Source organism: Aliifodinibius sp. S!AR15-10, assembly GCF_031569985.1.
Classification (GTDB): domain Bacteria; phylum Bacteroidota; class Rhodothermia; order Balneolales; family Balneolaceae; genus JAMQKA01.
On record NZ_JAMQKA010000013.1, the window covers coordinates 22,733 to 48,349 of the forward strand.

The window sequence follows — 25,617 nt, forward strand, 5'->3', positions numbered from 1 at the left end:
ATTTTGGTGATCTAATTTAGATTTTCAGCCCATGGCAAAGAACACCAGCATAGAAATTTACCAGGAAGCCCTGCAGGCGCTCAAGAGCAAAGAGCGCAAGCCTGTCTATTTTTTCTGTGGGGAAGAGGAGTTTTTCCTGGATCGGCTGGAGAAGGCCACGGAATCTCTTATCCCTGAGCAGAACAAGGACTTCAATTTTGACCTTTTGTATGGACGGGATATTTCGCCACAAAAACTGCTTTCCATTATACGCAGCTATCCCATGATGGCTGAATACCGGGTGGTAGTGCTGCGAGACTTCGGGAGCCTGGGTAGCCCAACGGTATCGGAGAATGGAAATGGCGGTTCGGTCAATGACCTGATTCCATACCTGGAGCAGCCAAATCCCACAACACTGCTCGTGATGTTTGATTCAAAAAAGCCGCATGGTCGCTCAAAGATTGGCAAGGCGATTCAAAAAAATAAAAAAGTAGGATTCTACCAGTTCGAAGAGGTTCCCGATTACCGGCTTCCGGATTGGATTATTGAATGGACCCAGCGGGAATACAACAAAACGATAACCCCCGGGGCGGCCCAGATGCTGGCACAATTTGTGGGCAGCAACCTGCAGCTGGTGTCCACAGAAATAGATAAAGTGTGTACTTTTGTAGACACTTCTCAAAATATTGAAGAGAGTGACGTAAAAGAAATAATCGGCCTTTATAGAGAGTATTCGGCGATTGAGCTCAAGGATGCCCTCCTTTCACGTGATTTGGAGCAGTCGCTTTTCATAGCGGAACAGATGTTGCAACACTCTAAGACAGACACGGGAGAAATCATTCGTACCGTGGGGTTCTTTTACAGTGTGTTTTCAAATGTCTGGCAGATACGACGTCTTGCGACCAAGGGTAACACTAAAGGTCAGATACAGGAAGCAATGGGTATCGGTAACAACTGGTACTTTAACAAACTGTGGCAAGACGCTTCAAAATACGAGCTTCAAGATATGCCACGCGTATTTGAAGCCCTGCTGGATGCTGATCGCGCTGCCAAAGGATTTTCATCCATGGATCCCACGACGATTCTTCTCCTGATGATTAAGCGAATAATCAACTGATTCCAAGTTTTATTACGGATGTTGGTTTTCGCTTTTAACAGAGTGAATCGCAACTTTAAATATCGGGATTCCGACTATGGAAGCTCTTTCAAGAAATCAACTCCAAGAATTCTCTGATGAAGATTTGATGGAACATTTTCAAGCAGGTTATGAAGAAGGATTTAACCTCTTGGTGAAACGTTACACAGATCGCTTACACAATTTTTTATACCGGTATACTCATGATCACCAAGATTGCGAAGATTTGGTTCAGGAAACATTTTTAAGAGTATATCGCAGTCGACACTCTTATGAACGTATTGCCAAATTTTCGACATGGATGTATACAATTGCGCTTAACCTTGCGAAGAGTTTGTACAAGAAAAAGAAACGCATGACCACCGTGACGATTCACAAAGATCCGGATGATCCCGAGGATCGCAAGATTGACCTGGAAGATGACGGAATTCTGCAGGACGACTCCCTGCATGAAAAGATGTGCATGAGTCAGCTTGAAAAGGCACTCATGGAACTGAATGAAAACTTCAGGGAGGTCGTTGTATTGCGCGATATTCAACAGCTTTCATATGAAGAGATTTCTGAAATGACGGATAACCCGATGGGTACGGTTAAATCTCGTATCAACCGCGGCCGCGCACAATTGCAGGAGTTATTGGAATCCTATGTTCATCCTGAGCCCAATGTGCAAACGGGATTAAATTAGATTCAGGCATCGAATAAATTAATTGTTTAAGAAGGAGCGTTCCTGCCGGGGACGCTCCTTTTTTGTTTTTTTTAGTCAAGGGATCACTTAAAATGCTGGCGTGAGCTAAGCTGTTCCAACAATATTGATGGCTCATTTTTATACAGACCAAGAGTAAAACCCGGATAGATTTAAACCATTCTTATAAACAAAACCAGCGGTTTACATTTTTTATCAGCATTGCAATTCAAGGGTACTGAACAACTCTGACCTGTAGATAAGTGTATTTGTAGCACTTTATTTGGGCGGGATATCACCTGATAATTTATCGTCCTTTCAAAACGAAGCATACAAGGCTTTTTTTTACTATTTTTTTCAAGCAAAACATAAGGAAATTATTTAATACAATATTATATGAAATCGACTGTAGAGCGACGAGATAAAATTATTCAAAAGATTCAGAGTGAGGGCTCTGTTCGGGTTGACGAGTTGAGCGAAGAGTTTGATGTATCAACAGTTACTATTCGAAATGATCTCGATTTTTTTGAAAAGAAAGGATTAATTCACCGAACATATGGCGGTGCCCTGTTACTAAACAATGTGTATAAAGATCCCTCTATTGAGGAAAAGAAAAAGATTAATGTTGAAGAAAAGCGGAGGATTGGAGAATATGCGGCAGACCTGGTGACAGACGGGGAGGCTATTATTCTGGATTCCGGTTCTACCACCCGGGAGATCGCCCTTCGGATTAAAGAGAAGAAAAATTTAACGGTAATGACCAATGCCATAAACATTGCACTGGAACTGGCTGGCTCCTCGGACCTGAAAATAATGCTAACTGGTGGGGTGTTGCGAGACAAATCGTACTCGCTGGTGGGACCAGAGGCAGAGCGAACGATGCAGAATTATTATTTCGACAAACTCTTTCTTGGGGCAGACGGTATGGACCTTGAACATGGCCTTACGACATCGAATCCGCTGGAGGCGCAACTGAATCGTTTGATGGTGGAGCGGTCCAACAAGGTGATTGCGGTGATGGACTCCTCAAAATTTGGCCGCCACAGTTTTTCTTATATCTGTGATTTAGATCCCATAGAAATGGTTATCACGGACAATAAAATTCCGAAAGATTTTGAAGTCAAACTGAAAAACAGGGATATCAAAGTGGTAAAGGTGTAGGTCTCAAGCTACTCCGATATTACAGCAATTTTATTCTCCAACAGCTCCTGTACGTAAGTGATTGCGGGCGGAAATTCTTTTCGCAGATCAATACCGTCGGACTGCGCCAATATATCCCGCAGTGTATTCATGAAACCGCTTTTGACTTCGGTTGCCAAATTGATTTTCCGGATGCCGTTGCGAATAGCTTGTTGGATTTGAGTGTCTGGAATTCCAGAGCCGCCGTGTAGAACAAGCGCTGCAGGAGTCGTGTTGTGAATTTTTGCCAGCAGTTCGATATCCAGGTTGGGCTCCTTGTCATAAAATCCGTGCGCCGACCCGATCGCTACTGCCAGGGCGTTGATCCCGGTATCTTCCACAAACTGGCTAGCCTCATCGGGCTGGGTGAAGGCGACCTCATCTTTTGATTGGCCCAGCTTTGCGATATAACCCAGTTCGGCCTCTACGCTTGCCCCATAGGGTTTGGCCATTTCAACCACTTTCCGGGTGATTTCCCGGTTCTGCTCAATAGGTTCTTCACTGGCATCAATCATCACCGAGTCGTAGCCCGCATCCAGTGCGCGTTGTATTAGGTCCGGGTCCTGGGCATGATCCAGGTGCAGCCAGGCCTCAACACCATATTGACTGGTAGCCGCACGAGCCAGTTTTGCGGTCACTTCCAGGCCGAGATACTCGATGGTGCGTTTCGTGGATTGTAAAATGATTGGTACCTGCCGATTCGCCGCTGCTTTAAGGACAGCAGAGAGCGTCTCAAAATTGTAAAAATTAACCGCTAACAGGGCTTTGTTAGCTTGGTCAAGTTGCTCATACTTATCTTGTAATTTCATCTATATCAGTGATTGAATACTTGTCTTTTGCAATTCTAAGGACTTCTCCCAGACTGGTGATAGCTGCGGTCCCACCGGCTTGAGTAGTGGAAATAGAACCAGTCAAATTCCCAAACGTGACACACTCTTCCAGTGGATACCCTTGCAAAAACCGGAAGATAAAACCCGCATTAAAGCTGTCGCCTGCTCCGATGGCATCCACTGGGTCATTATTGATAAAAGCAGGAATGGTTTGGACCTTGTTATCTTCAATAAATGCGGCACCTTCCGTTCCACATTTGACGACAATCGTTGCAGAGGTTTCTTTATAAAACTTTTTCAATCCTTGCTCTACCGTCTCAGTGGCTGCAAGCTGCAGGAACTCCGCTTCATTGGGAAGAAAAAAATCGATATGGTGAAGTAGTTTATCCAAGTCGATATTCCACTGTTCTTTGGGGTCCCACTGCGGATCAATGGAAACAGTCATGCCATTTGACTTGGCCCTGTTAACAATTTTTTGGAGGTCCTGTCTAATCCCCGGCTGAAGAAAAATAGAAGAAATATGCAGGTGCCGTGCCTCCCGGCATACCCGTTCGGGGATATCACTGGCGGAGAAGCTGGCCATTGCCCCGGGAAAAGTGATCATGGCACGTTCATTGCCAAGCCTGATGATAGCTGTCAAACCGGTTTTTTGCTGCGGGTCCTGTTTCACAAAGAGCGTCTCAATTCCAAAATCCTGGAGTTGGTTTATAATCTGTGTACCAAAATCATCATCCCCAACCAAGCCACAAAACCCTGTTCTAGCTCCCAGCCGGGCAATGTTACTGGCAAAAATAGCAGAAGAGCTGCCGAGCGTGAGGTTCATATCGCCCGCAATTTTTTCTTTTTCCAACTCGGGGAACGACTCGACCTCATCGAGTATCAGGTCCATATTGAGCTCACCAACAACCAGTAAATCCCACTTTCTGTTACTCAATGCCATAATACTTACATGATATTATCGATTACAAAGTTTTATTTATCGCTTCCATAGCGGTGTTGGAAATATTCAGTTCCAGTATAAAGAAATATATCGAAAGTGAATGTAAGTCAATAGAAATGAAAACGAAAGGAGTATCGTGTTTTTGAACATGGTTTTATAACCTGTTGTCCCAGAGATTATCCAAATGAACCGGAATACGGAAATAATTTTTTAGAAAGAATACCGGTTTTCTTTTCTTGGATTTTTCATATAAACTGGATGCATCATTAGTAGAAGTAATAATTAGTCACTTCCTCATGGTTACCTTTTTGGAGTCGAAATGCAATTCCCTTTGTCAAAAATTTATTTTGATTATCGTCATCCTGTTGACCAGTTCATGCGGTGGTAACCCAGAAAAGAAATCTTCAACGGAAGAAGAGGCAAATCGACAAGAGGATACAAGGGAGGCGAATTCGGCTATCGATGCCCAGTATATGCGGAGTGCAGCACTCCAGGGAAAGTTGTTGGAAGTTCAAAAAACCGTTGACCAGGGAATTGATGTAAATGCAGCAGATGATGCGGGGCGAACAGCCTTAATGCTTGCTTCATTTAATGGCCATACTGATGTAGCCAGGCTTCTACTTGAAAAGGGCGCACAAACTGAAGTTCGAAACGCCGAGGGACGCACCCCGCTTATTTTTGCTGCCAGTGGCCCTTATGCCGAAACGGTGGAGCTATTGCTGGAGTGGGATGCCGATCCGGACGTCGTAGATGAGGTCGAAGGTTGGTCAGCCCTGATGTTTGCCGCAGCCGGAGGACATGCCGAAGTGGTGGAAACCTTGCTCTCTTACAATGCCAACGCTCAGCTGCAGGATAAAGATGGTGACCGGGCCATTGATTTTGCCCGGAACAATAACCACATGAGAGTAGTCTCACTGTTACAGGATGCCAAGTAGCGGTGGGTAGTTTTTCTTGCCTATTGAATTTAGATTAGGAATCTCTAATCAAACAACTGGGATCTAATTGGAACAAAGTGTAGTGAATGTAGTTGTAACATGATGTAACCTTAAACATATACTCCTTTCCATTATGGATTCAACGGCTTTTGATGGCGACAAAATTTTAAATGAATATTTATCAGATTACCTGGATGGAAATCTGAATAAAAGTGAATGCGAAGTGTTTGAGGAGTATTTGGACGAAAATCAAAAGGAGAGAGAGTTTGCCCAAAAAGCTATGAAAGGAAAGCAGGCGCTCAACTGGATGGCAAACAAACTCAATGCGTGGAACAACCTGGAGATTGAATTTGCCAAAAGAATTGCGCTTGAGAAGCTTAAGAGAAGCAGCAAATCAGATATCGTCAACTAGATAGTAGCAGTTTTCCAGGTTTTGTAATTCATCCTTTCTAATACTGTAATAACTGTCTCATTCTTTCTTCCAGCCTGTGGGAGGCTAAATAGCCCTGCTCCAGTTTTTTATTGTAAGGTATCGGCATATCCAAAGAGGAGCAGCGAATCACGGGCGCATCCAATTTCTCAAAATAATGTTCTGTTATCAGGGCAGAAATCTCACTCATGGGACCCATAGTTAGTGAAGGCTCCTGCAGCAGCAATATTCTATTAGTCTTATTAACAGATCGCTCAATGGATTTCATATCGAGCGGTTGCAGGCAACGCAGATCCAGAATTTCTATTTGAGTGCCATTTTCAGAAAATTTTTCTGCAAGCCCTTTCGCCCACTGAACGCCCAGTCCATAGGTTATAACCGTTGCATCAGTTCCTTCTCGGCGGACAACCGCCTTGCCCAATTTTTCTGCAACTGCACGATCGGGCGTTTCTTCTTTAAGACTTCGATACATTTTTTTATGCTCAAAGAAGAGTACCGGGTTGGGATCTTTCAGGGCGCTGTAAAGTAAGTTTTGGGCATCTTCAACCGTAGACGGCACCACAATTTTAAGACCGGGATGCTGCATAAACCAGCCTTCCGGTGATTGTGAGTGGAACGGCCCGGCCCCGACCCCCGCTCCATGGGGAGCACGGATCGTGACGTTGAGCGGAGGTGTCCAGCGATAATGGCTTTTTGCCAGGTTGTTGATCACCTGGTTGAATCCGCATGAAATGAAGTCGGCGAATTGCATCTCAACAACAGGTTTGAACCCCTCTAAGGCCAGCCCAATGGCTGTACCAATAGCTCCAGATTCAATGATCGGCGTATTTCGGATGCGATCTTTCCCGAACTGCTCGACAAACCCTTCCGTCACCTTAAACACGCCCCCGTATTCAGCAATATCCTGTCCGAGCATGAGATACGATTCATCTTCCTCAAACGCTTGTCGCAGTGAAGAGCTAATCGCATCAACAAACCGTTTTTCCGATTTCAGGATATCAGAGGGGAGAGGACTACCTGTTATTTCTGCGGAACCATAAACGGATGAGGTTTCTTTCTGCTCATCAAACTCAGGATCTTCCGCTGCCAGGGCGCGTTGAAGAGCAGGCTCAAAAAGTTGATCTACTTCATCTGTGATTGCAGTAAATTCCTCTTCACCTGAGACCAGCTCTTTATCCTTCATCCACTCTTTGAGTTGCAAAACCGGGTCGCGCTGCTCCCATTCTTCAAAAAGATTGTCCGGGATGTAATCGGTTCCCGAAGCCTCCTCATGTCCCCGCATCCGAAATGTTTTGGCCTCTATAAGTACCGGTTGTCCCCGCGATGCAGTTTTGCGAGCTTCCTCCATCTCGTCCATCACGTTAAAAATGTTGTTGCCATCTACCTTTAGTCCTGCAAGCCCATACCCGATAGCACGATTCAGAAGGTGCTGGCAGGCGTACTGCTCTGAGGTAGGGGTTGAGAGAGCGTAGCCGTTATTTTCGATTACAAAGATGATGGGCAATTCCCAGACTGCAGCGAGGTTAAGTGCTTCATGGAAGTCGCCTTCACTGGTGCCACCATCACCGCAAAAACTGCAAACCACCTGGTCAGTACCCTTCATTTTAGCAGCCAGTGCGAGTCCATCCCCAATTGGCATCGTTGCCGCCAGGTGCGAGATCATCCCGACAATCCGGTGCTCCATAGATCCAAAATGAAACGAGCGGTCCCGACCGTTGGTAAATCCATCAGCTTTCCCCAAAAGCTGGCAAAAAAGGCGGTAAAGGTCGACACCTCGTGTGGTAAAAAGTCCCAGGTTCCGGTGCATGGGCAGCAGGTAGTCTTTGTCTTTAAGCATAGCAGTCACACCCACAGAAATAGCCTCTTGCCCGATACCAGAGAACCATTTGCTGATTTTTCCCTGCCGCAACAGGTTGATCATACGTTCTTCAATACGTCGCGGAAGCAGTAGTTTTTTATATAGGTTAACCGCCTGTTCTTTTGATATATTTTTTGTGGGATGGATCATTTATTTGATAAAAAAATTCTGTAATTTGAAAGCCGATTTATTACAATTCGGGTGGATTTACAAGGTTTACTTCCCCGCCCAAATATGAACAGAATGAATAACAAACGAAACGGTATCACTGAATTATACGCTTGTTTTTTGCGTTGCATCACATAACTAAAATGCAAGATACAGGCATTGCAGTACTTTGTTGTAAATGCGGCTCGAATTCATTGGAACAAGACGTTACCATCCATGAAATTTTCGGTCGCATTTTTATTTTTGGGAGACTGTAGTTTATAATTTGAAAGGAATTTCATCTAAATGGAAGCACTTGGTCGTCAAATTTTGGTTGAATATTATGATTGTAATCAGGAAAAACTAAATGACGTCGATTTCATCGAGTCTGCATTTATAGAAGCTACGAAAGCGTCAAAAGCAACAATCATTACACATAATTTCCATAAATTTAGCCCCTATGGCGTGAGCGGTGTTATTGTTATTGCAGAATCTCACGTAGCCATTCACACATGGCCAGAATACAATTATGCAGCAGTGGATATTTTTACCTGTGGTGATAGCATAGATCCATGGATTATACAGGAATACTTAAAAGAATCGCTGGAATCGAATAATACCTCCAGCATGGAAATGAAACGGGGTATGTTTAGAGTGAATCCCGGTGATCGGCTGCTTTTTAAACCACAAGAAAATTTGACTGAAAATTAGTTTGTCATGGAAGAACCTTCTGAATTGAATATTGCTGAACAATTAATGGTTAAGACGCCTAATGTGTTTTGCCTTGTAAAAGGGGCTTCGGAAGGACGTACCCGCCTCAATGCATTCGACAATGCTTTGCTGAATGCCGGTGTCGGTGATACCAACCTTATCCGGATGAGCAGCATTTTGCCACCCGGGGCACAGCAGCGAACGATTGATGATCTCGACCTCCCCAAAGGTGGCTTGATACCCCTGGCATACGCTACCATTGATTCCACAACGCCGGGTCGGTATATATCCTCAGCCATAGCGGTCGGTATTCCAGAAGATGACTCTGAGCCGGGGGTTATTATGGAGTTTGAAGACCACAGCAAGCTCGAAAATGTGGAAGATATTGTTCAACAAATGGTTATTGACGCATTCGATTATCGTAATAGGGCACTGAAAGAGATCAAGTCGATCGGGATTGAGCACAAAGTGGAAACTTGTGGTTCTACTTTTGCGGCCGCGGTTCTGTGGTACGAATAAAAGCGAATAGCTGAAGCCGTCCGCTCATGATCCCAATACTTTTATAGGAATGCTGACAGATAAATCAAAAGGCCTCCATTCACTGAATTTTATCGAATTTAAACCAACGAACAACTGTGCCAACAAGCTACAACGAATATTACAACGGCAAAACAGGGCTCACGGTAGGTGTCAATGAGGTCCTGTTTTCTGAGCAGACTGAATATCAAAAAGTCGAAGTGTTTTCAACCGACACCTGGGGTAACCTGATGACGATTGATGGAATGGTGATGCTCTCAGAAAAGGATGAGTTTGTCTACCATGAAATGCTTGTTCATGTCGGCCTATTTAGCCATCCCGAGCCCGAACGCGTGCTGATAATTGGGGGCGGTGACGGGGGGACCGCTCGCGAAGTGATGCGCCATGATTCGGTTCGCCAGGTTGATATGGTGGAGATTGATGAGGCTGTTGTTCGGGCTTCCAAAGAGTTTTTGCCCGAAGTGGGCGACTGGAATAATCCGAAACTCAATGTACTGTTTGAAGACGGTATCCAGTTTGTTAAAGATGTGAAGAGATCCTACGACGTCATCATTATCGATGGTTCAGACCCGGTGGGACCTGCGGAGGGGCTGTTTGAACATGGCTTCATCAGGTCATGCCACGAGGCTCTTGCCACAGATGGAGTGCTGGTAGCTCAGACTGAAAGTCCCTGGATAGAGTCCTACCATCCCAGTATGGAAAAAATATTTACCGCTTTGTCCACAATATATTCCCGTTCGCGAATGTATCTTGCCTATATCCCCCTATACCCGGCGGGAATGTGGTCTTTTAGTTTTGCCAGCAAGGGGGTGGACCCACTTGAGGAATCCACAATTCGTCGTGTAGAAAAGGGGATGGATCGATTTGGAGATGAGCTAAAATATTATAACAAGGATGTTCATATTGGATCTTTTGCATTGCCCAATTTTGTGCAGGAAATAATTTGATGAAATTGATGGTTTCAGCTTTGTACTAATTCTTCAAGCACGGCCAGCCTGATATCTTCAGGCACAAATAAGTGATTAGTTATGGATCTTTCGGATAAAAAGGTGTTGGTGACCGGAGCCTCACGGGGTATTGGCAAAAGTATCACCGGGAAGTTGCTCGACAACGGGGCTGCCGTTATTGGAACGGCCCGTAACACCTCGTTTCCCAAAGCTTTCATCGACCATGACTCCTTTCGGGGCATTTATGTTGACCTGGCCCAAACCGGGGATCTCATCAATAAATTAAAGGTGTTGTTTCAAGAGGAAGAGGCTCCAAATGTACTGGTAAATAATGCCGGTATTTTTGAGGATGCCGATTTCGATATCGAGGACAATTCCTGGCTGGATAACTGGGACCGGACACAACAAATTAATTTACGGACTCCGGCCTTGCTGTCGAAATGGGCATTGAATCGGTGGAGCAACACGGGGGATGGGCTTCTGATCAATATTGCCTCGCGCGCAGCATACCGGGGTGATACCCAGGAATATGCCTCCTACGCGGCCTCAAAAGCGGGACTGGTGGCATTTACCAAAAGTGTGGCCCGAGATTTTGGAAAAAAAGGGATTGCCGCATATTCCATAGCACCAGGTTTTATAAAAACCGATATGGCAATGGATTCCATTGAGGTATATGGAGAAGAATACCTGACGGAAGGAATGGCTTTTGATGAAATAACATCCCCGGAAGAGGTTGCCGAGCTGGTCGCTTTCCTTGTTTCGGGCAAAGTAAAACATATGACCGGTGCGACATTTCATATTAACGGCGGTTCATACATGATATGAAAATTAGCAAATTGTATAGGTGCGGCGAACTTCGCATGTATGTCGCCCGATTAGTAAAAGAGGATAGACTTTATGGATGACTACAACTGGATTGAGACTTCACTTCCCGATTTTAGACTGCGATTTGCCAACCGGCAGGACGTTCCGCTTATTCATAAATTTATACGCGACCTGGCCGATTATGAAAACCTGGAGCACGAGGTGGTGTCGACAGAAGAGCAGCTGCTGCAGAATCTTTTTGGAGATCGGTCTTATGCTGAAGTTATTTTAGGTTTTGAAAAAGAGGAACCGGCCGGTTTTGCCCTTTTTTTCCATAACTTTTCAACCTTTGTTGGGAAGCCCGGTATTTATTTAGAAGATCTGTACGTAAAAAAACCACTGCGCGGGAAAGGCTATGGCAAAATATTTTTGACCTACCTTGCAAGGCTGGCAAATCATCGTGACTGCGGTCGCCTGGAGTGGGCCGTGCAGGAATGGAATGAGCGCGCTATCGGTTTTTATGAAAGCCTGGGTGCCCGGCAGAAAGAGGAATGGACGGTCTACCAGGTGGCCGGATCCAAATTAAAACAGCTGGGTAACTCTTTTGACAACCATCAATAACAGTGGACCCTCAGAACATGACCATTCAACAGCGAAAGAAAGATCACGTTGAGCTTACGGTATCAGGGGAGGTCGATTACGACAAGACGGCCGGTTTCGAACAGTTCGATTTTTTACACAATGCCCTGCCTGAGATCAATATTGATGGAGTCAGTACCGAAGCGCAACTGCTGGGGCACACATTCTCTTTCCCGCTTTTTATTTCTTCGATGACCGGCGGCTATACCGATGCCGGTGCGGTGAATGCCATCATCGCAGAGTTTTGTGAGGCTAACAATCTTCCATTTGGTGTTGGCAGTCAGCGAGCCATGCTGGAAAATCCATCTGAAAAGGCATCATACGCTATTGTCCGGGAAAAAGCGCCCAATGCCTTTATTGCGTCCAACATCGGTGGAGCTCAGCTTATTGGAGGGCTGTCATCACAAGAATTGAAGCTGCTGATAGATTCCATTGAGGCCGATGCCGTGATTGTTCACTTAAATCCCCTGCAAGAGCTGATGCAGCCCGAGGGGGATCGAAACTTTAAAGGGGTAGAGGCCGGTATAGCGAAGCTTGTCAAAGAGAGCCCGGTACCCGTCATTGTAAAAGAGACCGGGGCGGGTATTTCAGCGCAGGTAGCCGGGCGCTTGCTTGATGCCGGAGTCTCTGTGATTGATATTGCCGGTGCCGGGGGGACGAGCTGGGCCAAAGTGGAGAATGAGCGATCTACGAACCAAAAACCAGATGCCGCCTTTAATGACTGGGGCATCCCTACTATCGAGTGCCTGGTGCAGGTAAACCAGTTGAAGAAGGAATACGATTTTGAGCTGATCGCTTCCGGTGGAATTCGCAGCAGTTTTGACCTGTTGAAGTCCGTATGCCTGGGCGCTGATTTTGGAGCAGCAGCCCAGCCTGTCATTAAAAGCATTGTCAACGATGGATACGAAGGTTTGGAAGCACTTTTTGAGCGATGGAAATATCAGGCAAAAGTGATACTCACATTGACAGGTACTAAAAACGTTAATTTATTGACGAAAGATAAGCTAATCCATTCTTGATTCTTCTATTACATCCTGCTTTAAATTCCTTATATTTGCATCTGCAAAAATTAGCCAAATTCATATTTTTTGAAGAGCACACTCAAACATCAAAATCTTTCTGAACTGATAAACCGGGAGCTTGCTGATTTAAACCTTCCGGAAGAACCCGGCCAGCTCTATGAGCCGGTGCGTTATACGCTGGATTTGGGTGGCAAGCGCCTGCGTCCCTATTTTACGCTGATAAGCTGTGGCATGTGTGGAGGAGAGGTGCAAGAAGCCGTCCCCGCCGCATTGGCTATTGAACTACTTCATAATTTTACGCTGCTGCACGACGATATCATGGATGCCGCTGACACCCGCCGCGGGCAACCAAGTGTGTTTAAAAAATGGAATTCATCGACCGCTATACTTTCAGGTGATGTCATGTTTGCCCACTCTTTTGAACAGCTTCAGCATTATGGTAAATCTGCCCGCTACAGCAAAAAGCAGTACGCTACGATTATGGATATTTTCCTGGAAGCGGCCAGGACAGTATGTGAAGGCCAGGCTTTTGACCTGGAATATGCAGCAAGAACAGATGTTACAATTGATGAATACCTGAAGATGATCCGGGGAAAAACGGCCGCCCTGATCAGTGGTTCCCTGATGCTTGGAGGCGCCGTGGCTGACGTTGATGCAGAAAAGCTGGAACTTTTGCGCAGAATAGGACAGCAGGCGGGCACAGCGTTTCAAATACAGGATGACCTTTTGGATGTTATAGCGGATCCCAAAAAATTTGGGAAAACGCCGGGCGGAGATATTATTGAAGGCAAGAAAACATATTTGTCTATTCTTGCGTTACAACAGGGAAACAAAGAGCAGAAAACGTTTATTAACAATGTACTGGCTGCTCAAGACATCGCCACTGAAAAGGTAACGGAGGTTATAGACCTCTATGAAGAGTTGGGAATTGTGGAAAAAACAAATAATGCCATTGAAAAACACTATGCCAAGTCAATGGAACTGCTTGATCAATTCCCCGAATCTGATTATAAAACCGACCTCATAAATTATTTTAATAAACTGAAAAACAGAGAATTCTAATAATATTACATATGGATCTTAGCTCGACACGACTTTTTACGGTCATTATTCTGATTGCTGCTTTTGTATTTACATCCTGTTCTAAAGACAACTACATACAGCGTGGGGATTCATTACCAGAAGCCTACCGAAAGTCAATGCGACTTTTCCAGGAGGGGGATTATTCAGAAGCTGTCAAGGCATTTGAAACGGTGTTCAGCCTGGGCCGGGGAACGGAATATGCCCGGAACGCGCAGTACTTCCTGGCAGAATCGCATTTCAACAATAAAAACTACCTGATGGCTGCTTCGGAGTATGAGCGGTATTCTTCCCTCTATCCCCGTTCGGACAAATCTGAAGAGGTTGAGTTCAAAGAAGCCTATTGCTACTACAAGTTAAGCCCCCGGTACAGGCTGGATCAAAAGTATACTCGAAGGGCACTTGAAAAGTTTAACCTGTTTGTTTCTAATCATCCCAACTCAGAAAGGTTACAAGAGATCGCCAAATATGAGGACGAGTTGCGGGAGAAACTGGCGCGCAAGATCTATAACGCCGCTGACCTCTACATGCGCATCGATGAATATGAAGCTGCGGCAATTTACTACGGGCTCACCATCGATCAGTATCCTGAAACTCAGTGGGCGGAACGGGCCCTCGTCGATCAAATCAATGCCTACAATGTGTATGCGGAAAATAGCGTCAGCAACAAGCAGGAAGAGCGATATCAAAAAGCGGTGGCTAGCTACGAAAAGTATCTTCAGCTTTTTCCCAATGGAGAGCACCGATCCCAGGCTGAAGAGTATGTCGATGAAGCTCGGGTGGCGTTAGCCCAGTTTCGGGACACCTCATCTCCCGACAGTAGTTCAACGAGCACGACTACCGCAAGCAATACGCCCAGGAATGAACGATAGCTTATGTCTACTCGTGTAGGTATTTTTGGCGGCACATTTGATCCTGTTCACAATGGTCATATTTCCATTGTCAGATCTTTCATAAAATCCGGGTTGATAGATGAGATGTGGATTCTGCCGTCTCCCAGCCCACCGCACAAAACGGACAAGGAGATTACCAGTTTTGACCACCGAAAGAAGATGCTTGAACTGGTATTTTCAAATGATGAGAATATTAAGATTAGTGATATAGAAGAAAAACTGCCGCTGCCTTCCTACACGATTCATACCCTTCAGTATCTCAAGCAAAAATACCCTGACAATAAATTTTATCTCTGCATCGGCGGAGACTCACTTGCTGATTTTAAAAATTGGTACCGGGCCGAAAAGATCGCAGGACAGACTGACCTACTGGTTGCTGAGCGCCCCGAAGCAGATGGGCGTGATGTAAGTGAAAAGTTTTTGCAGAATACTCAATTTGTTGAGCATACACCGGTAAATATTTCGGCCACTGAGGTAAGGAAGGAATTGCAAAAGAACGGGGAAGGATTACAGGATCAGGTTCCACCCGAAGTCCTTCAGTATATCCGGGATAACGGCTTGTACAAAAATTAGTATAATGAACCGAACTTCTTTTTTGAAATATCTGGGACTTGCAGGATTTGTTTCGCCCGTGATAAGATCGGTGAAAAGGGGCAAAAATGAAACTATCCTTAGCCCAGATATTTTAAAACCGCAGCGTCTCAAGAAGGGCGATACCATCGGATTGGTAAGCCCTGCCAGTATTCTGCCTGAGCGGGAACGATACAAGGAGATTGCAAGCACGATAAAGGAGCTGGGGTTCAACGTTAAAATCGGGGCACATGCGAAAAGCCGCTATGGATATTTTGCCGGAGCTGACATAGAACGAGCGGCCGATCTGAATGCCATGTTTAAGGATCCCGCCATTGACGCAATTATCCCGTTTCGCGGTGGTTGGGGCGCAAACCGTATTTTGGAATATATCGATTTCAAAACCATTCAAGAGAATCCCAAGCCGTTAATCGGCTTTAGTGATATTACTTCGCTTTTACTCGCTGTCTATGCAAAGACCGGTCTCATCACCTTTCATGGACCCGTCGGCAAGTCAGATTGGAACAATTTCACCTTCCGTTATTTTCAGTCCGCTGTAATGGAGGCCACCCCCTTTTTGTTGAGTAATCCCCATAACCGGCGGCATATAACTATTGCGCCCGGTAAAACCGAAGGCCCGTTGTTGGGAGGAAATCTCACCGTTCTAACATCTATGTTAGGTTCCGGCTACCTCCCGGATTTTGAAGGCGCCATATTGTTCCTGGAAGATGTTGGGGAAGATGTCTATCGCATTGACCGTATGTTGACCCAGCTAAAACTCAATGGAGTATTTGATCGTATTAACGGCCTTTATTTTGGACAGTGCACAAATTGTGAACCCAGTACAAAATACAGCTTATCATTGGATGAGGTCCTGAATGACCATCTACGTCCATATGATATACCCGCCATCCGAGGGGCAATGATTGGACATATTGATGAAATGTTTACTCTCCCTGTAGGACTTCCCGCCACTTTTGATGCCGACAAAGGAGAGGTTTCCTTCTCTGAATCTGCGGTCATTTAAAAGCCAATTTGCTACCCTTCCTATCCTATGGCTAAAATATAGTTTATAAATCATTAAAAGTTTTTAATAATGATAAAAATTGATACCTTTGGTTGGGTTGAGGAGTGATAGAAGTATGGGGCTTGTCAAGGTATCAGCAATAACACAGACTACTGCTATGATGGGAAAAAACAGACATGTGCTTTTGGTCGATGATAATGAATCGATACACAGTGACATCGTTTCGATTTTGAACGGGGAAGAAGAAATCGATGAAGATCTGCTGGACATGGAGTCAGAGCTTTTTGGAGATGCTGATTCCCCGGAAAAGGAGAAGAACTCAGGCAACTTTGTGATGTACGATATCGATCATGCCTACCAGGGGGAAGAGGCGATCGAAATGGTCCAGAAAGCTGAAAGCAACGGGTATCCCTATTCGTTGATTTTCATGGATGTGCGAATGCCTCCTGGTATGGACGGGGTGCAGACAATTCAAAAAATATGGGCCAAATACCCATATATAGAAATGGTTATCTGTACTGCCTACTCGGATTATTCATGGGATCAAATTATTGAGAGCCTGGGTAATTCTGACAAACTCCTTTTCATGAAAAAGCCATTTGATGCCACGGCTTTAAAACAGACGGCCCTGACCCTTACCACCAAGTGGCAGCTCCAGCAAGAGGCTATTCAATACACTGAAAACCTGGAAAAAGAGGTAGATCAGCGGACACAGCAGTTAAATCTGCTTGTTAAAGATTTTAAAAAAATGAAAGAAAAGGCGGAGGAGGCTTCGGCCGCCAAGAGTGAGTTTTTGGCTAATGTGAGTCATGAAATCCGAACGCCGATGAATGGGGTTATCGGGATGAATGACATGTTGCTGGAGAGTGATCTTACCAATGAGCAGCGTGAGCTCTCCCGGATGGTAAAAAGCAGTGCTGAATCACTGATGCAAATTATCAACGATATTCTTGATCTGACTAAAATTGAGTCCGGTAAGATGCAGATGGAGGAAATACCGCTGAATCTCAAGGAGATCGTAAAAAATGTTGCTAAAATTTTATCTATTTCTGCAAGCGGGAATGTCGATATCAATTATTCTATTGATGATGAGATATCAGAACAACTGCTTGGGGATCCGACTCGTATCCGGCAAATACTGCTCAATTATGGCTCCAACGCTGTCAAATTCACTGAAGAGGGGCAAATAAACCTCGGGGTAGACATGATGGTTGACAATGAAGATGAAGCCGTCATACAGCTAACGGTGAGCGATACCGGCATTGGAATTTCGGAAGAAAACCAGGATAAGCTCTTCGAACCTTTTTCACAGGCAGATACCTCCACCACTAGAAAATTTGGTGGTACAGGACTCGGTCTGGCCATATGTAAAAAATTAGCCAATCTAATGGGTGGAGAAGTCGGGGTCCAAAGTGAACCGGGAAAAGGCTCAAAGTTTTGGGCTTCCCTAACGCTCAAAAAGTTTGACAAAAATAACGAGGAGACGGTGTCTCCAAACAGTGATGAACAAAATATAGATAAGATGGATCCACTGGGTAAACTGGATATACTGGTAGCGGAAGACAACAAGATCAACCAGGTTGTTGCTCAAAAAATGCTCGAGCGAGAAGGCTTCAATGTTACCTTGGTTGACAATGGCCGGGACGCTGTTAAAGCGGTAGAAAAAGACCGTTTCGACATTGTGCTAATGGATGTTCACATGCCGGAGATGGATGGTTATGAAGCAACTCGTGCTATTAGAAAGCTGGAAGAGGTGACGGGGGATCGCATTCCGATTATAGCGCTTACCGCCAGTGCAATGCAGGGTGATAAAGAGGCTTGCCTGGAAGCTGGAATGGATGGTTATGTGCCGAAACCGATCAAAAAAGAGCAGCTTGTCGACTTGCTGTTGGATGCGAAGTCAGATCAGTTCAACACCGTTTAGCTTATTCCCCTCTTAATCCGTTATGCTGTTAAAAGGGGATGTGAAGACACCAGTTTAGGTTGGCTTGTCTGGAATGTACAACATGTATCAAAGACTTTAAATGAACTATAAAAACGTCCATTTTTTATGGCTGCTGTTAAGATTCCTGTATTCCTGATAGCCAGTTATGTTATGTTGGCTTTTGCTGGTATTGCTTTTGGACAACCTGCTGAACTGCCACATTTTGAGCATATTACTTATGAACAAGGTCTTTCCCAGAGTACCGGACATGATATTTTACAGGATAGCCAGGGATTTATGTGGTTTGCGACCAGTGATGGCCTCAACAGGTATGACGGATACGAGATTTCAGTGTATAAAAGAGATCCTGATGATTCGACCAGCCTGAGCGGCAATGATGTGTCGGTGCTATTTGAGGATAGCAAAAACAATTTGTGGGTGGGAACGACTAGTAGCGGCCTGAACCGTTTCAACCGGGAGAGTAATAGTTTTAAACGGTTCAAGGACAATACCAGGAATCACACAGAGAGCATATCAGAAAATTCGGTGGTAGATATGCTGGAGGACAGACATGGAAGAATCTGGATAGCAACTCACTCAGGGTTGAACTGGTATATCCCCTCGGAAAATAAGTTCGTACATCTCTATGCCCCTTCTCATTTTGAAGATTCTACCAATGTTAAAGCGTTGAGCAGTAGTAACATTACGGCGTTGGAGCATGGAAAAAATGGGCATATCTGGGTCGGTACAGAAAATGGACTCAATCGTTGGAATCCGGAAAAAAATGACTTTACACGGTTTTTTCATAAGCCGTCGGATCCGGAAAGTCTTAGCCATAATTCCATTCTGTCACTTGAACAAGGTAAAAGCGGATTTCTCTGGATTGGTACAGCGGGGGGCGGCCTCAACTATTATGATCCTAACAATCAGCGTTTTTATCATTATAAGCACGATCCATCTGATCCTGAGAGTTTGAGTGGTAACTCGGTGTATTCGTTGCTGGAGGATAGCAGAGGCGTACTCTGGGTTGGTACCGAAAATAATGGGCTCAACAGGATGGACCGCATTGAGGGAACATTTACCAGTATAACCCACGATATCGGCAACCCGGAAAGTATCAGTAATAATTCAATCCACTCACTATATGAAAGCCGGAATCACATCCTTTGGGTGGGTACTTTTGCAGGGGGAATAAATTATGTTAACCTCAAAGAACCACGGTTTGGACATTTTCGTCATAATTCCAACTATGACAACCAGCTAACCAATAACTCTGTTATTCCATTTCTGGAGGATTCTCATGGAAATTTTTGGGTTGGCACCGACGGGGGCGGACTAAATCTTTTTGATCGGAAAGGGAAGACATTCCAAGCATTGCGACATCAACCGGGTAACCCAAACTCGCTCTCCAGTGATGTAGTTTTATCTCTCCATGAAGATCCAGCACAAAATGTTTGGATCGGGTATTACCGTGGCGGGGTGAGCAAATTTAACCCGCGCACTGGTGCTTTCCACCACTATCGTCACAAGCAGGATGATCCCCAAAGCTTAAGTGGTGATAATGTGTATGTCATTCACGAAGACCAGGGGGGCGATCTGTGGTTCGGGACCAATAACAATGGAATTAACCGGTTGAACCAAGAAAATGGGACATTCGAGCGATACTTGACAGAGTATACTATACGAGATATCCGGGATGCAGAAGCGGGGGGGTTATGGGTTGGTACCTATGGTGGTGGCCTCATACATTTCAATCCGGCCACGGGTGAACAAGAGGCGTTTACCGAGACAAACAGTAACATCCCAAACAATGTCGTCTTCGTTATCTACAAGAGGGCAGATGGGGATATATGGCTGGGTACCAGGCAGGGCCTTGTTCGTTATGAACGGGAAAACCAGGAATTTATAACATACAATATTGAAGATGGTCTGCCGAACCAAGTGGTAAAGGGGATTATTGAGGATGCCAACGGTAATCTTTGGTTGAGCACCAATAACGGGGTATCTAAGTTCAATCCCGGGACTGGACAGTTCACCAATTTTGGTCCAGAAGACGGGTTGCAAAGTCGTGAATTTAACGTTGGGTCATATTACAAAGATGATGAGGGCTACTTGTATTTTGGAGGTATAAACGGGTTTAACCGGTTTCATCCTAAAAATATTACAATTGATCGGTCGGTACCCCCGGTCAAAATCACAGATTTTCAGATCTTTAACCGATCGGTGACTGTGGGTAAGGACTCGCCGCTTGAAAAACATATTACCCAGGCTAGCCAGGTCACCCTTCCCTACAACGCTTCGGTTATTACTTTTGAATTTGCTGTACTGAATTTCCACAAGGTGAAGGATAACAGTTTTGCCTATAAGTTGGAGGGATTTGACAGTGACTGGAATTATATGGGGAGCAAACGGACAGCAACCTACACAAATTTAGATCCGGGAGAATACACGTTCCGGGTAAAGGCCTCGAACAGTGATGACGTGTGGAACATAGGAACTGAGCTGGCACTGGCAATAAGCCCTCCATTTTGGAAAACATACGGGTTCTACGTGTTTACAGGGACATTTGTACTAGCTTTTTTACTGGGTTTATACCATTGGAAAGTACAGAGCGTGCGGAGACGAAATGAGAAGCTGGAACAAAAAGTGTCTGACCGCACGGCGGAATTGAATGCCAAAAACAAAGACTTGGAAGAAGCCCTTTCAGAGCTAAAGAAGACCCGCAGTGAACTGGTGTTGAAGGCTCACAAAGCAGGAATGGCCGATCTTGCAACCGGTGTACTTCATAATGTGGGCAATATATTGAACAGCATCAACGCCTCAACCGCATTGATTGATGAGACGCTCAAAAATTCCCGGATTCAAAACCTGAAGAAGGCGAATGAGATGTTAAGAGAGCATATGGATGATATTGAGAGTTTCATCGTTAATAACCCAAAAGGGAAAAAACTGCTCAGATATTATCTCAAAATCGAGGAACCAATTAATCAAGAGTATAATAACCTAAAAACTCAGAAAGACCGCCTGCAAGAAAAAGTTAATTTGATTGTTGAAGCGATTGCAGCTCAGCAAGATTTCTCCAAAGCAGATATAATCACTGAAAATGTAAACCTGCAAAAACTGGTTGAGAAAGCCCTTACCCTTCAGGCCGGTAGTATTGAACGGCATGATTTAACCATCCAGCGAAATTATGAAGATGTCGAGGAGATAAAGGTAGAGAAGACCAAGGTGATGCATATCCTGTTCAACCTTCTGAAAAATGCCAAAGAATCGATGAAACAGGCCGGGGTGACAGATAAAGTTTTGAGGATAAAATGCTGGCAAGATGAACAGTACGCCCACCTCTCGTTGTCAGATAACGGACTTGGAATCAGTGAAGAGCAACTGAAGAAGATTTTTACACACGGTTTTACGACAAAGAAAAAAGGACACGGTTTTGGACTGCATAGCTGTGCCAATTATATGAATGAGATGAATGGGAAAATTGATGTAGAAAGTGAAGGACTCGGTCATGGGGCTACCTTCACACTCTCTTTCATTAGAGGGAACGCCAGGCAGGATACCACATCAAACAGGAATGGCAATGCTAAGGATAACCACAAGGATCAAGAAATAGTTGAACTGGACTAAATTCAGTGTGGAGGGACAGATTATCAATGCTCTGTTTTTTGTGCAGGAGTGTTAGGTTCGGTTGAGCATCCTTATTTTTCTGTTGAATTTATTCAAATATGAGTAATTCAAAAAAGAGACTGTTCGATTTAAGTCCTGCCCATCGATTGGCAAAGGCTAACTATATGCCAAGAGTTTTTGGCTTTGCCGCAAGCTACGTAGTTATAACTTTAATAGGCCTGAATAAGGGATGGTCAACCTGGAATTATGCATTACTCGGGCTTTATTTTTTATTATATCCCCATTTCGTTTACCTGGCTTCAAAAGTGCTCTCCGGGAAGAAAAAAATCGAGATGCGAGCTATGATGGTTGATGCCTTCATGCTGGGATATGTGACAGCCTACATACATTTTTCAGCATGGATGTCATTTGCTTTTCTGGCAGCTACAATTCTCAACAGCATTATGGTGGGAGGGGGCAGGCAGCTGGCAATAGGACTAGGATTGTATTTGTCAGGGATTTTGGCATTTGCCACTATAAACAGTCTCGTTTTTGAACCTGATGCTCCATTCTATATTGAGATTATTGCCATGATCTCAATTCTGCTATATATCATAAGTATTGCCTCTACATTTTATGCACAAACCCGGAGCCTGGCCAATATCCGGATGGAATTGGAGAAAAAGAACAAGGCCCTGGAAGAAGCTCTGAAGGAGTTGGAAATCACCAGAAGTGAACTTTTAGAAAAAGCGCATAAAGCGGGCATGGCAGATGTTGCAACCGGTGTGCTTCATAATGTGGGTAATATCCTGACCAGCATTAATGTCTCAACAAGTATCACAAGGGATATACTGCGCAATTCCAAAATTGCAAAGTTCAAGCAGGCCAACAAAAAACTGAAAGAAAATATCGATGATTTTACGTTTAGTAATCCTCAAAATGAACTACTACTGAATTATTTTCTAAAACTAGAGGAACCACTTGAGAAGGAATACGATAGACTCAAAGAGCAAAATAATCGTCTAACGGAAAAGGTGAATTTGATTAATGAAGTCATAGCTGCACAGCAAGATTTTTCAAAAGCAGATATAATAACAGAAGAGATAAATATCCGGGACTTGGTAGAAAAAGCGTTCACATTACAATCTGCCGAGTTTAAGCAGCAAAACATAAAGATTAAGAGAGATTATCATGATATTGAATTAGTGAAAATTGAAAAAACAAAAGCTATGCATGTCCTGTTTAATTTGTTGAACAATGCAAGGGATGCTATGAAAGAGGGTAAAAACGAGGATAATATATTAAAGGTAAAATGTTGGCAGGATGATGAATTCGTACATTTGTCAATTACTGATAACGGAGTTGGGATCCGGAAAGAAAACCTTAGTAAAGTTTTTACTCATGGGTTTACCACGAAGAGGAGAGGACACGGCTTTGGCCTGCATACCTGTGCTAATTATATGAAGGGAATGAAGGGAAAAATAAGTGCAGAAAGTGAAGGGATTGGCCATGGAGCAACATTTACAATCTCATTTGCCAAACAACGAGAGTCCAAGTCAGCTGGCAAAGAAGAGGATGTTAAAGACAGGACTCCGCAGGAATAGAAATCAGGGAAGCGCTACATACTTTCGCAAAAGCCATTCAGCCCCGAGTAGAACAATTGTCAATATGAACCAGAACGGATGCTGATTGGGATAAAAAAGTTGGGTTTCAACAGTCTCTTCCCGGTCCATTAATCCACGATCATCCATATCCTGCCAAATGGAAGCGGCATTCTCATACGTGTAAAAATTTCCACCGGTCTCATTTGCAATCTGTTGAAGAAGCTCATCATTTCTGATCGTATTCACATACTCAATATTTGAGCCGCTGACAGAGAATTCTCCACTTTGTGTATCGATGGTTCTGTTACCTTTTTTAGCGGTTGCTTCATATCTGTAGATTCCTTCTGGCAGGGCCCCGATATCCAGCTGGTATTGTCCTCCACCGACGTTGTCCATGTTGTAGAGCCGGGCTTCCATATCCTCACCGGAAATAGTCACTGTTATCACTCCGTCGTTTTCGACTTCTCCACTTTCATTGGTCAAAAACGCATTGAAGGCGACGGCTTCATTACCGGTAAACACTTTTTGAACAGGCTGAAATTTAAGTCTTCGATTATCGGGTCGAGTCGCCGTCCAGCTAACAATATTATAGACGAGGTTTTCGATGAAAGACCGCGCCTGTGGATTCGTACTTTGGGCCACTCGATACCATCCAAAGGCGTTAAGCTGGGCACGTCGCAGGTTGCCCACCTGCTGAATTGCAATCAGGGGCTGACCGGTAGCCGAACCTTGATACTGGCTGTTGAAAAGAATAGTAGAGCCGGGAGAGATGCTCAGCCCCTGGATTGAGCTGTATACCGAGGGGAGTCGATCGTAGGAGACCTCCGGCAGTTCCATTATCGGATGCTCTGTGGATTCAACAGCTGGAGCAAGGTTAACTGCGACGACCGAATTGTTACCGGGATTTGATATCGGTAATACCGACTCTGCTGAGGGAGTGCTGGAAAGCCGACTGCCCGGGGTAGGCATAATTACTGCGGGCACATTTTGGAGGATTTCCTGGACCTGTGAAGAAATCTGTGAATTGGTCTCTTGCGCTGGATATCCATGCAAAATCAGGAGGTCGAGCGTATCCGCATCAATATCAAGGTTGCCATCGATAAAGCGACTGCCACCGATCCATGTTCGAGTGCTTAACTGTGAATTTTCATCCTGTAACAGCAGTGAACGTATCATACGTACATCCGGGTGAATTTCAAATGCCAGGCTGAGAATGCTTTGCTTATCATCCAGCACTTCGATAGAAAACGGCTGCGTGTTATTGGCATCGGTCCACTCGCCCTGCTTGGCGGGAATTGCAATCTCATACTGCTGCAGCCCCTCCTCGCGCAATTCCAAGTCAAAGGAGACGGTGTGAGAGGAGACAGAGCCTTCGGGGGTTATTGTTTGGGAATCTAACACTTCCCCGTCTGATAAGAGTTGAACCTGGAACGACTCCCCGGAAAACCCCTGGTTTAGCACGTTTACTTCTACCGGGTGAGTTGTATTTAGATAGCCGGTTGCATTTGTAACAACATTTTGGACAACCAGATCTCTAAGATGACTGGTATCACCGAGGGCAACAGTAAAAACCGGGAGATCGATTTCGCGGGACAGGAAAACCGGGTTGCGTCCCTGGTTGAAGATCCCATCTGTAAAAAGGAGTGCTGCACGAGAATCCCGCTCATTATTCCGGATCACTTCGATTGCATTTTGCAAATTTGTTTTGCTTCCCTCAAATGTCAGGCTGTCGGGATGGGCGGGACGGACTTCATTATCGAACAAAAAATATCGGAAGTTGAACCGATCTATAGCTGGAAAGTTGAGCTCCGAAACTGTTTGCCTGTAATCATCGGCTCCCTCATATTCCCCTTTATTGATTGAAACGCTGGACGAGTTATCGAATAGTACCAACACTTCCGGGTTCGAATATTGCGTCAGCTCAGACCTGAAAAGGGGGTTGATCAGCAGTATGAACAGGATTAGAAAGGTTATACTGCGCATCGCGATTAGCGAGTAGCGGAATAGCGGATTTATCGCCTTAAAGTCTTTATAAGACCACCAGGCAAGCCCGAGCGTTGTTACAATCAGAATCAGGTATACCCAAACAGGGAGTGCCGATTGGAAGCCTTGAAAGACAAAATCCACAATATTCG

Annotated in this window: 22 protein-coding genes; 18 read left to right on the top strand and 4 right to left on the bottom strand. The window is 44.7% G+C overall.

Annotation, left to right across the window (positions count from 1 at the left end; translation table 11 throughout):
- Positions 1-31 precede the first annotated feature (31 nt).
- From holA to agaR, 3 genes are all read left to right on the top strand, one after another.
- Positions 32-1,096 carry a DNA polymerase III subunit delta gene (gene holA / locus NC796_RS10510; RefSeq protein ID WP_310684354.1) on the top strand — a complete coding sequence of 355 codons (1,065 nt, stop codon included), beginning with the start codon at positions 32-34 and terminating at the stop codon, positions 1,094-1,096.
- A 76-nt stretch (positions 1,097-1,172) separates the two neighbouring features.
- The gene (locus NC796_RS10515) at positions 1,173-1,799 is read left to right on the top strand and encodes a sigma-70 family RNA polymerase sigma factor (protein WP_310684355.1); all 627 of its coding nucleotides are present in this window, start codon (positions 1,173-1,175) and stop codon (positions 1,797-1,799) included.
- A 393-nt stretch (positions 1,800-2,192) separates the two neighbouring features.
- On the top strand, positions 2,193-2,957 hold the full coding sequence (gene agaR, locus NC796_RS10520) for a transcriptional repressor AgaR (protein ID WP_310684356.1): 765 nt from the start codon (positions 2,193-2,195) through the stop codon (positions 2,955-2,957).
- A gap of 8 nt (positions 2,958-2,965) precedes the next feature.
- Here the strand turns inward: agaR and NC796_RS10525 are convergent, their stop codons facing one another.
- Positions 2,966-3,784 carry a class II fructose-bisphosphate aldolase gene (locus NC796_RS10525; protein WP_310684357.1) on the bottom strand — a complete coding sequence of 273 codons (819 nt, stop codon included), beginning with the start codon at positions 3,782-3,784 and terminating at the stop codon, positions 2,966-2,968.
- Complete coding sequence (locus tag NC796_RS10530) at positions 3,768-4,745, bottom strand: carbohydrate kinase family protein (RefSeq protein WP_310684358.1); 978 nt, start codon at positions 4,743-4,745, stop codon at positions 3,768-3,770. The genes NC796_RS10525 and NC796_RS10530 overlap by 17 nt, the downstream gene beginning before the upstream one ends.
- 347 nt (positions 4,746-5,092) lie before the next feature.
- On the opposite strand from NC796_RS10530, the gene NC796_RS10535 reads away from it, so the two are divergent.
- Positions 5,093-5,680 carry an ankyrin repeat domain-containing protein gene (locus NC796_RS10535; protein WP_310684359.1) on the top strand — a complete coding sequence of 196 codons (588 nt, stop codon included), beginning with the start codon at positions 5,093-5,095 and terminating at the stop codon, positions 5,678-5,680.
- Positions 5,681-5,813: 133 nt separating this feature from the next.
- Positions 5,814-6,092, top strand: a complete 279-nt coding sequence (locus tag NC796_RS10540) for a zf-HC2 domain-containing protein (protein ID WP_310684360.1) — start codon at positions 5,814-5,816, stop codon at positions 6,090-6,092.
- A 37-nt stretch (positions 6,093-6,129) separates the two neighbouring features.
- Here NC796_RS10540 and NC796_RS10545 read toward each other — a convergent pair whose 3' ends face one another.
- Positions 6,130-8,118 carry a thiamine pyrophosphate-dependent enzyme gene (locus NC796_RS10545; protein WP_310684361.1) on the bottom strand — a complete coding sequence of 663 codons (1,989 nt, stop codon included), beginning with the start codon at positions 8,116-8,118 and terminating at the stop codon, positions 6,130-6,132.
- Between the two features lie 303 nt (positions 8,119-8,421).
- Between NC796_RS10545 and speD the strand changes: the two genes are divergently transcribed.
- The 13 genes from speD to NC796_RS10610 all read left to right on the top strand — a co-directional run bounded on the left by speD (position 8,422) and on the right by NC796_RS10610 (position 23,482).
- A complete protein-coding gene (gene speD, locus NC796_RS10550; protein WP_310684362.1) occupies positions 8,422-8,826 on the top strand; it encodes an adenosylmethionine decarboxylase in 405 nt (134 codons plus the stop codon).
- A 6-nt stretch (positions 8,827-8,832) separates the two neighbouring features.
- Positions 8,833-9,345: a pyruvoyl-dependent arginine decarboxylase gene (locus NC796_RS10555; protein ID WP_310684363.1), complete on the top strand. Its 513-nt coding sequence runs from the start codon at positions 8,833-8,835 to the stop codon at positions 9,343-9,345.
- A gap of 116 nt (positions 9,346-9,461) precedes the next feature.
- Positions 9,462-10,310, top strand: coding sequence for a polyamine aminopropyltransferase (gene speE, locus NC796_RS10560; RefSeq protein WP_310684364.1), 849 nt, complete (start codon positions 9,462-9,464; stop codon positions 10,308-10,310).
- An 81-nt stretch (positions 10,311-10,391) separates the two neighbouring features.
- Entirely contained in the window at positions 10,392-11,135 is a 744-nt protein-coding gene (locus NC796_RS10565) for an SDR family oxidoreductase (protein ID WP_310684365.1), read from the top strand.
- Positions 11,136-11,207: 72 nt separating this feature from the next.
- Entirely contained in the window at positions 11,208-11,735 is a 528-nt protein-coding gene (locus tag NC796_RS10570; protein ID WP_310684366.1) for a GNAT family N-acetyltransferase, read from the top strand.
- Positions 11,736-11,737: 2 nt separating this feature from the next.
- Positions 11,738-12,772, top strand: a complete 1,035-nt coding sequence (gene fni / locus NC796_RS10575) for a type 2 isopentenyl-diphosphate Delta-isomerase (protein ID WP_310684367.1) — start codon at positions 11,738-11,740, stop codon at positions 12,770-12,772.
- Positions 12,773-12,841: 69 nt separating this feature from the next.
- A complete protein-coding gene (locus NC796_RS10580) occupies positions 12,842-13,837 on the top strand; it encodes a polyprenyl synthetase family protein (protein ID WP_310684368.1) in 996 nt (331 codons plus the stop codon).
- Positions 13,838-13,848: 11 nt separating this feature from the next.
- A complete protein-coding gene (locus NC796_RS10585; RefSeq protein ID WP_310684369.1) occupies positions 13,849-14,727 on the top strand; it encodes an outer membrane protein assembly factor BamD in 879 nt (292 codons plus the stop codon).
- 3 nt (positions 14,728-14,730) lie between these two features.
- Complete coding sequence (gene nadD / locus NC796_RS10590) at positions 14,731-15,321, top strand: nicotinate (nicotinamide) nucleotide adenylyltransferase (protein WP_310684370.1); 591 nt, start codon at positions 14,731-14,733, stop codon at positions 15,319-15,321.
- A gap of 4 nt (positions 15,322-15,325) precedes the next feature.
- Positions 15,326-16,345: an LD-carboxypeptidase gene (locus NC796_RS10595; protein WP_310684371.1), complete on the top strand. Its 1,020-nt coding sequence runs from the start codon at positions 15,326-15,328 to the stop codon at positions 16,343-16,345.
- A 157-nt stretch (positions 16,346-16,502) separates the two neighbouring features.
- On the top strand, positions 16,503-18,269 hold the full coding sequence (locus NC796_RS10600; protein WP_310684372.1) for a response regulator: 1,767 nt from the start codon (positions 16,503-16,505) through the stop codon (positions 18,267-18,269).
- A 126-nt stretch (positions 18,270-18,395) separates the two neighbouring features.
- Positions 18,396-21,899: a two-component regulator propeller domain-containing protein gene (locus NC796_RS10605; protein WP_310684373.1), complete on the top strand. Its 3,504-nt coding sequence runs from the start codon at positions 18,396-18,398 to the stop codon at positions 21,897-21,899.
- Positions 21,900-21,997: 98 nt separating this feature from the next.
- Positions 21,998-23,482: an ATP-binding protein gene (locus tag NC796_RS10610; RefSeq protein ID WP_310684374.1), complete on the top strand. Its 1,485-nt coding sequence runs from the start codon at positions 21,998-22,000 to the stop codon at positions 23,480-23,482.
- A gap of 3 nt (positions 23,483-23,485) precedes the next feature.
- Here the strand turns inward: NC796_RS10610 and NC796_RS10615 are convergent, their stop codons facing one another.
- A complete protein-coding gene (locus NC796_RS10615) occupies positions 23,486-25,609 on the bottom strand; it encodes a CARDB domain-containing protein (protein ID WP_310684375.1) in 2,124 nt (707 codons plus the stop codon).
- Between the last annotated feature and the right edge of the window lie 8 nt (positions 25,610-25,617).

Bases quoted from the DNA above. Each gene is read 5' to 3' on its own strand.
- holA (WP_310684354.1), top strand. From the start codon at position 32: ATGGCAAAGAACACCAGCATAGAAATTTACCAGGAAGCCCTGCAGGCG.
- NC796_RS10515 (WP_310684355.1), top strand. From the start codon at position 1,173: ATGGAAGCTCTTTCAAGAAATCAACTCCAAGAATTCTCTGATGAAGAT.
- agaR (WP_310684356.1), top strand. From the start codon at position 2,193: ATGAAATCGACTGTAGAGCGACGAGATAAAATTATTCAAAAGATTCAG.
- NC796_RS10525 (WP_310684357.1), bottom strand. From the start codon at position 3,784: ATGAAATTACAAGATAAGTATGAGCAACTTGACCAAGCTAACAAAGCC.
- NC796_RS10530 (WP_310684358.1), bottom strand. From the start codon at position 4,745: ATGGCATTGAGTAACAGAAAGTGGGATTTACTGGTTGTTGGTGAGCTC.
- NC796_RS10540 (WP_310684360.1), top strand. From the start codon at position 5,814: ATGGATTCAACGGCTTTTGATGGCGACAAAATTTTAAATGAATATTTA.
- NC796_RS10545 (WP_310684361.1), bottom strand. From the start codon at position 8,118: ATGATCCATCCCACAAAAAATATATCAAAAGAACAGGCGGTTAACCTA.
- speD (WP_310684362.1), top strand. From the start codon at position 8,422: ATGGAAGCACTTGGTCGTCAAATTTTGGTTGAATATTATGATTGTAAT.
- NC796_RS10555 (WP_310684363.1), top strand. From the start codon at position 8,833: ATGGAAGAACCTTCTGAATTGAATATTGCTGAACAATTAATGGTTAAG.
- NC796_RS10565 (WP_310684365.1), top strand. From the start codon at position 10,392: ATGGATCTTTCGGATAAAAAGGTGTTGGTGACCGGAGCCTCACGGGGT.
- NC796_RS10570 (WP_310684366.1), top strand. From the start codon at position 11,208: ATGGATGACTACAACTGGATTGAGACTTCACTTCCCGATTTTAGACTG.
- NC796_RS10585 (WP_310684369.1), top strand. From the start codon at position 13,849: ATGGATCTTAGCTCGACACGACTTTTTACGGTCATTATTCTGATTGCT.
- nadD (WP_310684370.1), top strand. From the start codon at position 14,731: ATGTCTACTCGTGTAGGTATTTTTGGCGGCACATTTGATCCTGTTCAC.
- NC796_RS10595 (WP_310684371.1), top strand. From the start codon at position 15,326: ATGAACCGAACTTCTTTTTTGAAATATCTGGGACTTGCAGGATTTGTT.
- NC796_RS10600 (WP_310684372.1), top strand. From the start codon at position 16,503: ATGATGGGAAAAAACAGACATGTGCTTTTGGTCGATGATAATGAATCG.
- NC796_RS10605 (WP_310684373.1), top strand. From the start codon at position 18,396: ATGGCTGCTGTTAAGATTCCTGTATTCCTGATAGCCAGTTATGTTATG.
- NC796_RS10610 (WP_310684374.1), top strand. From the start codon at position 21,998: ATGAGTAATTCAAAAAAGAGACTGTTCGATTTAAGTCCTGCCCATCGA.